Source organism: Bacillus sp. SIMBA_008, from assembly GCF_046535495.1.
In the GTDB taxonomy this organism is placed as follows: Bacteria; Bacillota; Bacilli; order Bacillales; family Bacillaceae; genus Bacillus; species Bacillus subtilis.
Window position 1 is genome coordinate 144,223 of the sequence record NZ_JAWRWL010000001.1, and the last position, 13,204, is coordinate 157,426.

Consider the following 13,204-nt stretch of genomic DNA (forward strand, 5'->3'; position numbering starts at 1 on the left):
TCCTCCTAATAATTATGTTAAAATATTCTGTCAATTAATTGTCAGATAATATGACGAAACGAACAAATCTTATTATATGGTAAAAAAATTAGAAGTCAATACTAGTTTTTCGTAATTTTCTATTAAATTTTGTTATGGTAACATAAATATCATACCTTGTACCGCTTTCATAAAGGAGTAAAAAAGATGATATATTTAGATAATAGTTCAACGACTAAGCCTTACGATGAAGTCTTGAACGTATATGAACAGACAAGCAGCCGATACTTTGGCAATCCTTCATCTTTGCACCGATATGGAGCCGAAACGGAACAGCTGCTTCAAGCAGCCAAAAATCAAATCAAAAGGTCCTTAGGCCTAAAAAAATATGATATTGTATTTACGTCAGGCGCCACAGAAGCCAATAATGCGGCTTTAAAAGGAGCGGCTTTGTCAAAGATAAAAACAGGCAAACATATCATTGCCACTTCTATTGAACATCCATCCGTTACGGAATCGTTAGAACAGCTGAAAGAGTTGTTCGGGTTTGATATCACTTATCTTTCTGTGAATGAAGACGGATTTGTTTCTATTGAAGATCTAAAAGCAGCCATCCGTCCCGATACCGTGCTTGTCAGCATGATGCATGTGAACAATGAAGTCGGTTCCGTGCAGCCGATTGAAGCGGCAGGGGAAGTGCTGAAGAAGCACCCGAACATTTTGTTCCACGTCGATTATGTGCAGGGCATCTATAAAGTGCCCTTGGCAATTGAAAAGGCCGGCATTGATCTATGTTCAATTTCCGGGCATAAATTTCACGGGCTGAAGGGGACAGGCGCACTTATTGTAAAAGAAGGAACACGCCTTATTCCGCTCATAACGGGAGGCTCTCAGCAAAAAGGCATACGGGCCGGAACAGAACATACTGCTGGAGCGGTTTCGCTTGCCAAGGCCATTAATCTTGCCTCTGCTGATTTTGACACACGGCTTGACACGATGACTGCCGCAAAGGAATTGTTTATGAAAAGGCTGAGTGAAATTGAGGGCGTCGTTATCAACACGCCTCAAATGAATAGCGCGCCGCACATTATTAATTTCTCTGTACCGGGGATTAAAGCGGAAGTGCTTTTACACATGCTTGAGGAACAGGATATTTTCGTCTCCACAACATCGGCTTGCTCGGCAAAAGAACATAAGCCCAGCAAGGTTCTCTTAGAGATGGGCAAAGGAGAGCAGATTGCCGGAAGCAGCATCAGAATCAGTTTAAATTACAGCCAGACAAGCGATGTGGCAGAACCGTTTATGAACGCGCTTCGTCCTGGCATCAAAAAATTAAGGAAAATGATGAGGTAGAACATGAATTACGATCATATATTAATTCGTTTTGGGGAAATTTCGACCAAAGGCAAAAACAGAAAAAGCTTTATTGAGCGCTTAAAACAAAACATCAGACTCGTTTTGAAAGACTATCCGAATTTAAAATACTTTTCCAACAGGGATCGTATGACGATTACATTAAATGGAGAGGATCCTGAGGCTCTTTTTCCTCATTTAAAGCAAGTGTTTGGGATTCAAAGCTTCAGCCTGGCAATTAAATGTGACAGCCGCCTTGATGATATTAAGACAACCGCACTAAAGGCTATCAAAGATCAGTATAAACCAGGTGATACGTTTAAAGTCGCGACAAAGAGAGCGTATAAGCAATTTGAATTAGATACAAACCAGATGAACGCTGAAATCGGCGGCCATATTTTGCGAAATACAGAAGGATTGACGGTCGATGTTCGCAACCCAGACATCCCGCTCAGAATCGAAATCAGGGAAGAAGCAACATTTTTGACAATTCGTGATGAAAAAGGTGCAGGCGGGCTGCCAGTTGGTTCAGCAGGAAAAGCGATGCTGATGCTTTCTGGCGGTTTTGACAGCCCTGTGGCCGGTTTTTATGCGATGAAACGGGGATTGTCGGTAGAAGCTGTTCATTTCTTCAGCCCGCCATACACAAGCGAGCGCGCAAAGCAAAAGGTAATGGATCTGGCGAAATGTCTGTCCCGTTTTGGGGGAAGCATGACACTTCATATTGTTCCATTTACAAAAACGCAAGAGCTCATCCAAAAACAAATTCCTGAAAATTACACAATGACGGCAACCCGCCGCCTCATGCTTCAGATAGCCGACAGAATCAGAGAAAAGAGAAACGGGCTTGCCATTATTACGGGAGAAAGCCTCGGTCAGGTAGCGAGCCAAACGCTTGAAAGCATGTATGCAATTAATGCGGTGACGTCAACACCGATTTTGCGTCCGCTAATCGCCATGGACAAAACAGAAATCATCGAAAAATCACGGGAAATTGGCACATATGAGACAAGCATTCAGCCGTTTGAAGACTGTTGCACGATCTTTACACCGCCAAGCCCGAAAACACGCCCTAAAAAAGAGAAAATTGAACACTTTGAAAGCTTTGTTGATTTCGAGCCGTATATTCAAGAAGCGGTAGATAACATTGAGACAATGACCCTGTATAGCGAACAAGAAGCTAACGATAAATTCGCTGAACTCTTTTAAATCAATTTTCAGCTCCTGTATACAATTACCAAAGTTTTTCTGAATGAAGCCATGTGTTTTGACACATTCTATACTCACAAGGAGGTGAGACACATGGCTAACAATAACTCAGGTAACAGCAACAACCTTTTAGTACCAGGAGCTGCTCAAGCGATCGACCAAATGAAATTAGAAATCGCTTCTGAATTCGGTGTAAACCTTGGAGCAGACACAACTTCTCGCGCTAACGGTTCTGTTGGAGGAGAGATCACAAAACGTCTTGTATCTTTTGCTCAACAAAACATGGGCGGAGGACAATTCTAATTTACAATTTCACATAATGGCTTAGGAGTGGGGGTATCCCCACTCTTTTTCATTTTTTACATATAAAAAAGGACCAGCGGCCTATAAAATCTATGTTTACAGAGGTTGCTTTTAGGCATATCCTTACGGAAAGAGCCTGTATTTATGTATAATGGGTGGAGAAAGTGAGGAGTTGTTCGTGTTAAAACGTGAAGATTTAATTGCCCCTGTGCAATATAATTTAGTGAATGAAATGGAAAAGTTCAGTGCTGCTGGACAAAAAACCGCTCTTCTTTGGGAGGACGAGTCGGGCAAGCAAGAATCTTGGTCGTATGAAAAGCTGATGGAAGAAACAAATAAAATCGGAGCGGCCTTAGCTGATCTTGGATTTAAAAAGGGAGACAAGCTGATTGTAATGGTACCGCGGGTGCTTGAAGCCTATGCTGTTTATTTGGCTATCCTGAAATCAGGAATGGTTGTCATTCCGTGCTCCGAAATGCTTCGCGCGAAAGATCTTGAATACCGGATTGAACATGCAGAGGTAAAAGGCGCTATCGTCTACTCAGAATTTATTGGCGCTTTCCGGGATGTCAGTACGACTGACAAACTGATTACACTGTCTATTGGTGAAAATGATGCCGGCTGGAAAAACCTCTTATCAATTGAAGCGGACGGAAGCCAATTTAAAACAGCTGACACAACAAGAGATGATATGGCTTTCTTATCTTATACATCCGGGACAACAGGTCAGCCGAAAGGTGTTGTACATACACATGGATGGGCATTTGCTCATTTAAAAACTTCTGCCGGCGCTTGGCTTGATATTTCTGAAAAGGATATCGTCTGGGCTACTGCTGCCCCTGGCTGGCAAAAGTGGGTATGGAGTCCGTTTTTAGCGGTGCTTGGCAGCGGAGCAACCGGTTTTGTGTACCACGGCAGATTCAAAGCAGAAAAATATCTAGAGCTTTTAAATCGCTACAAAATCAATGTTTTCTGCTGCACGCCGACAGAATACCGCTTAATGGCGAAGGTTGAAGGCTTGGACCGTTTTGATCTTTCTGCCCTGCACAGCGCTGTTTCCGCAGGTGAGCCGCTCAATCGTGAAGTCATTGATGTTTTCCAAAAGCACTTTGGCATTAAGGTACGGGACGGATATGGCCAAACAGAAAGCACGCTTTTGGTTGGTGTTTTGAAAGATACGCCTATTAAACCGGGAAGCATGGGAAAACCGACACCGGGAAATCAGGTGGAGATCATAAATGAAGACGGTGAAATCTGCAAACCTGGTGAGGTTGGCGATATCGCTGTTCACCTCAGTACGCCTGCGCTCTTTAAAGAGTATTTTAAAGATCCGGAAAGAATGAAAACACAAATTCGCGGCGATTATTTCCTAACGGGAGACAGAGCAAGAAAAGATGAGGAAGGTTACTTCTGGTTTGAAAGCCGAAATGACGATATTATTATCAGCTCCGGCTATACGATCGGGCCTTTCGAGGTGGAAGACGCGCTTGTTAAGCACCCAGAAGTAAAAGAATGTGCTGTTGTCGCGAGCCCTGATGAAATCAGAGGCTCCATTGTAAAGGCATATGTTGTCCTGCAAAATCATGAAAAACGCAGTGATGAGCTTGTCAAAATGCTGCAAAACCATGTGAAGACGATTACCGCTCCATACAAATATCCTAGAGAAATTGAATTTGTGGAAAGCCTGCCGAAAACGGCTTCTGCAAAAATCAGACGAGTGGAATTAAGAAAACGTGAAGAACAGCTCAAAGCCAATAAAAAGGCGTAAAGAAAGAGAGTGAACGTGAATGAAGGCGATATGGCACGGCGGTTTCATTTATACGATGCTCAAAGAAGGCGATCGGACTGAGGCAGTTTATGTTGAGGATGGTGTCATAAAAAGCACCGGCAGCTATGAACGTTTGAAGGAAAAGTACGGGTCGCCGGAAACAGAAGAAATCAGCCTGAACGGAGCAGTGATGTTCCCCGGTTTTGTTGACAGCCATCTACATTTGATCGGCCACGGTGAGAAACAGCTTCAGCTCGATCTGTCCGCACTGACGTCGAAAGATTCAATTTTACAGGCTGCGAAGGAAAGAGAGCGGCAGCTTCCTAAAAACGATTGGCTCATTGGAGAAGGCTGGAATGAAAATCAGTTTGAGACACCTGACTACTTGACTAAGCATGATCTTGATCGCCTGTTTCCTGACAGGCCCGTCTTGCTCAAGCGTATATGCCGGCATGCAATAGCTGTCAATTCTGCGGCTCTTCAAGCAGCGGGAATTTCAAGAAATACTCCTGATCCTGACGCCGGAGTCATCGTAAAAGATGCAAATGGCGAGCCGACCGGACTCCTGTTTGATAAGGCGCAGGATTTGATTCTGAACGCTGTCCCGCCAGTCTCCCAGCACTATGTCGATGAGGCATTAACGGCTGCAATAAAGGATTGCTGGACAAAAGGCCTGACGGGCGGTCATTCGGAAGACTTGTCCTATTATGGTGATGTTTCGGTGCCGTTGAAAGCTTATGAGAAAGCTGCCGCTGGCGGAAAGTATCCGTTCCGCTGCCATTTGCTCGTTCATCATGAAGCGGTCGATCGATGGGAGCAGCTGGATAAGCCGTCCGGCCCTTATGTGGAGTTTGGTGCGATGAAAATCTTTGCGGACGGGGCGCTTGGCGGGAGAACGGCTTTGTTGAAAGAACCATATCAGGATGATCCATCAACAAATGGTGTTCAGGTTCACGATGACGAAACCCTTGGCCGGCTCATTCGCAAAGCGAGAGAAAAAGGGATGGAGGTTGCTGTTCATGCAATCGGAGATCTTGCTTTTGAAAAAGTGCTGAACGCAATTGAAAAGCATCCGCCCAAAAACGGCCGGCATGATCGGCTTATTCATGCCCAAGTGCTTGATAACGAATTAATCGAGAGAGCAGCACGCATGCCGATCGCACTTGATCTTCAGCCGCATTTCGTTGCAAGCGACTTTCCATGGGTCATTGACCGTCTCGGAAAAGACCGGATGAAGACTGCATTTGCCTGGAAAACCCTCATATCTAAAGGCATTTTATGCGCGGGCGGTTCAGACGCCCCGATTGAGCCTGTTGACCCGCTTCTAGGGATCCAGTCCGCGGTCCTCAGGAAAAGCAGTCATGAGCAAAACGGGCCAAGCTATAATGAAAGTGAATGTTTACCTGTATATGAAGCGATAAAGCTTTATACAGAAGGTAGCGCCGGTATCATTTATAAAGAGAAGTCACGCGGGAAAATTGCGGAAGGCTATGACGCGGATTTTACAGTTCTCAGTGGTGATCCGTTTGCCATTGACCCCGCACAGCTTCATCTTTTAGATATTAAAAAAACTGTGATTAACGGCCAGATTGTATATGAGAAATCATAAAAGGACAGGCAGCAGCCTGTCCTTTTATTTTCTATAAAAAAGTACGCTTCACTTTTTCCCAAAATGAATTGTCCTTTAGTTTGACTGTTTTGATTTTCTTATTAGACAGTTTGATTTCGATCGTTTTCACATTTCTCGTGCTGAGTGCTTCATTGTCCAAACCGATGATTGGGTGTTCGTTGCCGTCCTGCACCACACGAAGGGTCAGCTTTCGGTCAGAGCTGAGGACAAATGGCGAGCCGAGTGTCCGGTAGGTATTATTGTTAAGGGATGCAAGCTCTGATACCTGCATGCATGGAAGCAATGGATCAACAACCGCTCCTGCAACAGATTTGTTATAGGCGGTGCTGCCTGTAGGCGTTGAGATAATCATCCCGTCACCTCTAAATGTTTCAAAGTGAAGATCGTCAATCAGCACGTCCATCACAAAGGTTTTGATGATGCTTGAGCGGATGGATACCTCGTTTAAGCAGTGAAAAGGACTGGCTTGATCCACTGTCACTTCAATTAGCGGGTATTTTCTCACTTCAATTTGTTCGAACGTCATTGCATCGACCATTTTTTCTCGCTCATCACTATGAAAGTCGCAATATAAATGAGCTTTCCCCTTTTTGGTAATGCCGACGTACAAGCAGTCGTCACGAAAATTCGTCTTTCTGACTGCCTGCAAAAATGTGCCGTCCCCGCCAATGCTAGCGATAATATTGGCGTCTGAGTGCTGGTTCACAACGGTAAATCCATGCTCTTCCGCCAATTGTGTTAACGAGTGGGCTTGTTCGTTCGTTTCCTGATCCTGTTTGTGAAAAAAATAAACATTACGGCGTTGATCGGTCATATCCCATTTCCCCTTTGCTGTCATATTTAAGTTTTTCTGCCATCCAGTATTTGTGATAAAATACCTTTGGCCATAAGTGTACCACGTTTGCCGGCAGCCCGTTAAGCCGGAGCTTTCTCATGAAGTGAAACATTTTTCATATTGAATCGTATAATGAGAGAGTTTGGGAAAAAGGAGGAGAAAAAATGAATGCAAAAAGATGGATTGCATTAGTGATTGCTCTGGGGATTTTCGGCGTGTCTATTATCGTCAGCATCTCTATGAGTTTCTTTGAAAGCGTCAAAGGCGCTCAAACGGATCTCACATCACTGACGGATGAATCGCAGGAAAAGACGCTGGAAAACGGCAGTCTCTCAAGTAAAATTGCCGTATTAGAGGTCAGCGGCACCATTCAGGATAATGGGGACTCAAGCAGTCTGCTTGGTGCAGACGGATATAACCACAGAACGTTCTTAAAAAACCTTGAGCGCGCAAAAGATGACAAGACGGTCAAAGGTATCGTTCTGAAGGTGAATTCTCCGGGTGGCGGAGTGTATGAAAGTGCTGAAATACATAAGAAACTGGAAGAAATCAAGAAAGAAACGAAAAAACCGATTTACGTGTCAATGGGTTCGATGGCAGCATCCGGAGGCTATTACATCTCAACAGCGGCTGATAAGATTTTTGCTACACCGGAAACCCTGACCGGGTCACTCGGCGTCATTATGGAAAGCGTCAATTATTCAAAGCTTGCCGATAAGCTTGGCATTTCTTTTGAAACGATTAAGAGCGGGGCCCATAAGGACATTATGTCTCCTTCCCGTGAGATGACGAAAGAAGAAAAAAACATCATGCAATCGATGGTTGATAATTCGTATGAAGGCTTTGTTGATGTCATTTCAAAAGGGCGCAGCATGCCGAAAGCAGAGGTAAAGAAAATTGCGGACGGCCGCGTGTATGACGGACGGCAGGCGAAAAAACTGAACCTCGTTGATGAGCTTGGTTTTTATGACGATACCATTACGGCCATGAAAAAGGATCACAAGGATTTGAAAAACGCCTCTGTCATTTCTTATGAGGAAAGCTTCGGATTAGGCTCACTGTTTTCCATGGGCGCGAACAAAATGTTTAAAAGTGAAATTGATTTTTTGAATATGAGAGAAATTCTATCGCAATCCGGTTCGCCGAGAATGATGTATCTCTATGCGAAGTAGGAGGGAACAATAATGGACGCGACATATGAAGAGTTAGAGCGCAATGACATCAAAGGCCCGCAAGAAGCGGAGCAGCTGACACATGCCTATGCTGGCTTTTGGGTTCGTTTCTGGGCTTTCCTGCTTGATTGGCTCGTGATATGGGGATTAAACCATTTGCTCGTTTCTCCCCTCTTTACCGTATTGGATCTGCCGAAAACATCCGGCATGTTTACCTTCTCGGCCTACAGTGTGACAACGCTTATTGTGTATCTTGCCTATTTCGCACTCATGACAAAATACTTCAGGCAGACGCTTGGTAAAATGGTGTTCGGCCTCAAAGTGGTTTCTGTGAAGCAAGATAGCAAGCTGACATGGAGTACAGTGATTTTTCGTGAAGTGGTGGGACGGTATATTGATAAGATTTGGATTTTATATATCGTTGTTGCCTTTTCACCTACAAAACAAGGGATTCATGATTACATCGCGGATACCACCGTGGTGCATGAAAAATTATACCGTAAATAACCGATAACCCGGGCCTCCGTCCGGGTTTATTTTTTTAGGAATTGGCGATAATGCTCCTAGAGGAAGTGAAGAATATGGTGTATGTACTGACAGCCATTCTTATTCTCATAGGGATCGTACTGCTTCTCAGAATGAAAATCCATGTCGCGCTGGAGTATCTTCATGCCGCTGATAATGACAAATTGACCTTGAAGATTACGGCGCTGTTTGGCCTTATAAGGATCAAAAAAACAATCCCGGCGATTAAGGTGAACAAAGAAGACGGAACAGTGGATATCAAACAAAAAACTGAATCTAAAATGAAAAAAAGCAGCGGAAAGAAAAAAATTACACAAAACGATGTGCAGCAAAGCATTAATAAAATCGAAATGCTTTTGCATCAGGTTACCAGACTACGAAAAATCAGCGCATCTTTTCTCGCGCATTTACATATCACAAAACTAGAATGGGTTACAGTAATCGGAATTCAGGACGCGGCAGTGACAGGTGTGTTAACAGGTGCTGTATGGGGTGTGAAGGGCGGTATCGCAGCAATGCTCTACGACCACCTGGACTTTGTGAATAAACCTGTCTATGAGGTGATCCCGTCGTTTCAAGTCCCTGTTTCCAAGACCCATTTTCAGTGTATATTCTTTTTTCGCTTTGGACATGCTATGCTTGCAGCTTTCAAATTCGTCAAATACGGACGGGAGCTATCCGTATTAAAGAAGAATCCGTCGGCTAGAATGACTTCAAAGAATGATTCATCAGTTTAAGGAGGAAGCGTATATGGCAGACCATCCCATCCAAGGGTTAATGAAAACCGCAATGGAAAACTTGAAGGAAATGATTGATGTTAACACCATCATCGGAGATCCAGTAGAAACGCCTGATGGAAGTGTGATTTTAACTGTTTCTAAAGTTGGATTCGGATTCGCCGCAGGCGGAAGCGAGTTTGGCGGAAAGCCGGCCGAAAAGAAATCGGAAGACGATGAGACAAGAGAACAGAAACTTCCTTTCGGAGGCGGAAGCGGGGGCGGTGTGTCCATTACGCCGATCGCGTTTTTAATTGTCGGATCGACAGGCATCAGAATGCTTCATTTAGATGAAAATACCCATTTAATAGAGAAAATTTTAGACGCAGCCCCTCAAACACTCGAGCGCATCCAGCAAATGTTCAAGAAAAATAACAAGAACCAAGGCCAGGGCCAAAATCAAAACCAAATGAACAATATGAATTATTAAAAAAAGGTTAACTGCGCTGGCCGCAGTTAACTTTTTTTTGGCATAAACTTTGCAGTTTGCAGGAAACTTTACTATGATAGAGACATACATACTAAAGGGAGGAATTATAATGGCTGAAATTACATTCAAAGGCGGTCCGGTTACACTTGTCGGACAAGAAGTGAAGGTAGGAGATCAAGCTCCTGATTTCACAGTGCTGACTAACAGCCTTGAAGAAAAATCGTTAGCTGACATGAAAGGAAAGGTAACGATTATTTCTGTTATCCCTTCAATTGATACAGGTGTTTGTGATGCACAAACACGCCGTTTTAACGAAGAAGCTGCAAAGCTTGGAGATGTCAACGTCTACACAATCAGTGCAGACCTTCCATTCGCGCAAGCGCGCTGGTGCGGCGCTAACGGAATTGACAAAGTGGAAACACTGTCTGACCACAGAGATATGTCATTTGGCGAAGCGTTCGGTGTGTATATTAAAGAACTTCGTCTGCTTGCTCGTTCCGTATTTGTCCTTGATGAGAACGGAAAAGTCGTTTACGCTGAATATGTAAGCGAAGCAACAAACCACCCGAACTATGAAAAGCCAATTGAGGCTGCTAAGGCATTAGTGAAGTAAGCAGGGAAAAAAGCTCCAGGCTGCCGCCGGAGCTTTTTTCATGGCAAGGAGGAACACAATATGCAAAAAGACCATGTAGGTGCGGTGTATGAGCTGTTAAACGAAGCCGCGATTATGATAAAGAATGAATTGCAGATTTCATATATAGAGGCGCTGGCCGAAGCAGGAGAAATGTATTTTCTTGAAAAAACGGATCAGCTGAAACTGCCTGCTGATCAGAAAACCAAACATCTTCAGGCTCTGCTTGAAAAAGCGGAATTCGGCACGTATGAGCATGAGTGGGTACGTAAGGCTTTTCAGCTTGCCGTCCTTAAAGGAATGAAAGATATCTCCCATCCAAACAGACAGATGACGCCGGATACGATCGGGCTTTTCATCAGCTATTTGGTGAATAAGTTTATGGCGGACAAAAAGGAACTGACCATTCTTGATCCAGCCTTGGGAACTGGGAACCTTCTGTTTACCGTGCTGAACCAGCTGTCTGAAAAAACGGCAAACAGCTTTGGCATTGAAATTGATGATGTGCTCTTGAAGATCGCCTATGCCCAAGCGAACCTTCTGAAAAAAGAGCTTGAGCTTTTCCACCAAGACAGCCTTGAGCCGTTGTTTATCGATCCAGTTGACACGGTCATTTGTGATCTGCCAGTCGGCTATTATCCGAATGACGAAGGAGCAGAAGCGTTTGAGCTCAAAGCTGACGAAGGCCATTCCTTCGCTCATCATCTGTTTATTGAACAGAGCGTCAAGCATACCAAACCGGGCGGCTACTTATTTTTTATGATTCCGAATCATTTGTTTGAGAGCTCCCAAAGCGGCAAGCTGAAACAGTTTTTCAAAGATAAGGTTCATATCAACGCACTGTTGCAGCTGCCAAAATCTATTTTTAAAGACGAAGCTCATGCCAAAAGCATCCTTGTGCTTCAGAAACAAGGAGAGAATACGAAAGCGCCGGGGCAAATTCTGCTTGCGAATCTTCCGTCTTTCTCCAATCAAAAGGCGATGCTTGATATGATGGCTCAATTTGATGAATGGTTTAAAAAAGAAAAGTAAGTGTTTTAAAAGCAGCTTAGACAGCCGTATGAGGTCGATGCCTAAGCTGCTTTTATTTATGCTTTTGAAGACCGGACTTGACGAATTGAATCCAGCTTTGAAACACAAAATACAGAGGGAAAAACCGCAAATTGTAAGCGTTCATCAATACAAAACCTATAGGGAATGTGTCTGAAAATAACGACTTCTTATTGTAAGCGTTATCAATACGCAAGTTGACTTGAAAAGCCGACATGACAATGTTTAAATGGAAAAGTCAGATATTTTTCGGAGAAGATGTTGATATTCACCGGGAAAAAAGTACGAAAAACGAAGTTGTTGATACAGAGTATAAAGGAGCGTCAATCATGTCCAAAATTATTGCAATTAACGCAGGAAGCTCGTCTTTGAAATTTCAGCTTTTCGAAATGCCTTCAGAAACCGTTTTAACGAAGGGTTTAGTTGAACGAATCGGTATCGCCGACAGCGTATTCACAATTTCTGTGAACGGCGAAAAAAATACAGAAGTAACTGATATTCCGGATCATGCGGTAGCTGTTAAAATGCTGCTGAATAAGTTAACGGAATTCGGCATTATTAAAGACTTGAATGAAATTGACGGAATTGGCCATCGTGTCGTTCACGGCGGAGAAAAATTCAGCGATTCTGTTTTATTAACGGATGAAACCATTAAGGAAATCGAAGATATTTCTGAATTGGCACCGCTTCACAATCCGGCAAATATCGTTGGAATTAAAGCGTTCAAAGAAGTGCTTCCAAATGTTCCTGCGGTAGCTGTATTTGATACGGCATTCCACCAAACAATGCCTGAGCAGTCTTACCTGTACAGCTTGCCGTATGAATACTATGAAAAATTCGGCATCCGTAAATACGGCTTCCACGGCACTTCACATAAATATGTAACTGAGCGTGCGGCAGAGCTTCTCGGCCGTCCGTTAAAAGACTTGCGCCTGATTTCCTGCCACCTTGGAAACGGAGCAAGTATTGCGGCTGTTGAAGGCGGAAAATCAATTGACACATCCATGGGCTTTACGCCGCTTGCCGGTGTAGCAATGGGTACACGTTCTGGAAACATCGACCCTGCCCTGATTCCATACATCATGGAGAAAACAGGCCAAACGGCTGACGAAGTATTGAATACATTAAACAAAAAAAGCGGACTGCTCGGCATTTCCGGTTTCTCAAGCGATCTTCGTGACATCGTCGAAGCAACGAAAGAAGGAAATGAGCGCGCGGAAACGGCTCTTGAAGTATTCGCAAGCAGAATCCACAAATACATCGGTTCTTACGCTGCAAGAATGAGCGGTGTCGATGCGATCATCTTTACTGCCGGTATCGGTGAAAACAGTGTGGAAGTCAGAGAACGCGTTCTTCGCGGTTTAGAATTCATGGGCGTATACTGGGATCCTGCGCTTAATAACGTGCGCGGCGAGGAAGCTTTCATCAGCTATCCGCATTCTCCAGTAAAAGTCATGATCATTCCGACTGATGAAGAAGTCATGATTGCGCGCGACGTTGTTCGTTTAGCAAAATAAATCGCATGAAAGCACATTCTCTTGAA

At 43.9% G+C, this 13,204-nt stretch carries 14 protein-coding genes; 13 read left to right on the forward strand and 1 reads right to left on the reverse strand.

Translation table 11 applies throughout. From position 1 onward, the window contains the following. Positions 1–186: 186 nt before the first annotated feature. The 5 genes from SB658_RS00735 (at position 187) to SB658_RS00755 (ending at position 6,221) form a co-directional block, all read left to right on the forward strand. On the forward strand, positions 187–1,332 hold the full coding sequence (locus SB658_RS00735) for a cysteine desulfurase family protein (RefSeq protein WP_021480314.1): 1,146 nt from the start codon (positions 187–189) through the stop codon (positions 1,330–1,332). Between the two features lie 3 nt (positions 1,333–1,335). Further along, complete coding sequence (gene thiI / locus SB658_RS00740) at positions 1,336–2,541, forward strand: tRNA uracil 4-sulfurtransferase ThiI (protein ID WP_144500641.1); 1,206 nt, start codon at positions 1,336–1,338, stop codon at positions 2,539–2,541. 93 nt (positions 2,542–2,634) lie between these two features. Next, on the forward strand, positions 2,635–2,844 hold the full coding sequence (sspA, locus tag SB658_RS00745; RefSeq protein WP_003223491.1) for an alpha type acid-soluble spore protein SspA: 210 nt from the start codon (positions 2,635–2,637) through the stop codon (positions 2,842–2,844). 178 nt (positions 2,845–3,022) lie between these two features. Beyond that, complete coding sequence (gene mbcS / locus SB658_RS00750; RefSeq protein ID WP_038827971.1) at positions 3,023–4,612, forward strand: acyl-CoA synthetase MbcS; 1,590 nt, start codon at positions 3,023–3,025, stop codon at positions 4,610–4,612. A gap of 19 nt (positions 4,613–4,631) precedes the next feature. After that, a complete protein-coding gene (locus SB658_RS00755; protein WP_144500642.1) occupies positions 4,632–6,221 on the forward strand; it encodes an amidohydrolase in 1,590 nt (529 codons plus the stop codon). Positions 6,222–6,252: 31 nt separating this feature from the next. Here SB658_RS00755 and SB658_RS00760 read toward each other — a convergent pair whose 3' ends face one another. Continuing rightward, on the reverse strand, positions 6,253–7,056 hold the full coding sequence (locus SB658_RS00760) for an NAD kinase (protein ID WP_046160737.1): 804 nt from the start codon (positions 7,054–7,056) through the stop codon (positions 6,253–6,255). Positions 7,057–7,241: 185 nt separating this feature from the next. Between SB658_RS00760 and sppA the strand changes: the two genes are divergently transcribed. From sppA to SB658_RS00800, 8 genes are all read left to right on the forward strand, one after another. Continuing rightward, positions 7,242–8,249 (forward strand): signal peptide peptidase SppA, encoded by a 1,008-nt coding sequence (gene sppA, locus SB658_RS00765; RefSeq protein ID WP_021480310.1) that lies wholly within the window; start codon positions 7,242–7,244, stop codon positions 8,247–8,249. Between the two features lie 12 nt (positions 8,250–8,261). Further along, complete coding sequence (locus tag SB658_RS00770; RefSeq protein WP_014477652.1) at positions 8,262–8,756, forward strand: RDD family protein; 495 nt, start codon at positions 8,262–8,264, stop codon at positions 8,754–8,756. A 74-nt stretch (positions 8,757–8,830) separates the two neighbouring features. After that, the gene (locus SB658_RS00775; protein WP_015483561.1) at positions 8,831–9,511 is read left to right on the forward strand and encodes a DUF2953 domain-containing protein; all 681 of its coding nucleotides are present in this window, start codon (positions 8,831–8,833) and stop codon (positions 9,509–9,511) included. Positions 9,512–9,524: 13 nt separating this feature from the next. After that, positions 9,525–9,980, forward strand: coding sequence for a GerW family sporulation protein (gene ytfJ, locus SB658_RS00780; protein ID WP_003223504.1), 456 nt, complete (start codon positions 9,525–9,527; stop codon positions 9,978–9,980). A gap of 109 nt (positions 9,981–10,089) precedes the next feature. Next, entirely contained in the window at positions 10,090–10,593 is a 504-nt protein-coding gene (gene tpx, locus SB658_RS00785; RefSeq protein ID WP_003223506.1) for a thiol peroxidase, read from the forward strand. A 60-nt stretch (positions 10,594–10,653) separates the two neighbouring features. Continuing rightward, the gene (locus SB658_RS00790; RefSeq protein WP_042974972.1) at positions 10,654–11,643 is read left to right on the forward strand and encodes a class I SAM-dependent methyltransferase; all 990 of its coding nucleotides are present in this window, start codon (positions 10,654–10,656) and stop codon (positions 11,641–11,643) included. Further along, positions 11,615–11,818: a hypothetical protein gene (locus SB658_RS00795; protein ID WP_120028477.1), complete on the forward strand. Its 204-nt coding sequence runs from the start codon at positions 11,615–11,617 to the stop codon at positions 11,816–11,818. The genes SB658_RS00790 and SB658_RS00795 overlap by 29 nt, the downstream gene beginning before the upstream one ends. A gap of 172 nt (positions 11,819–11,990) precedes the next feature. Next, positions 11,991–13,178 carry an acetate kinase gene (locus SB658_RS00800; RefSeq protein ID WP_003223511.1) on the forward strand — a complete coding sequence of 396 codons (1,188 nt, stop codon included), beginning with the start codon at positions 11,991–11,993 and terminating at the stop codon, positions 13,176–13,178. Positions 13,179–13,204 lie beyond the last annotated feature (26 nt).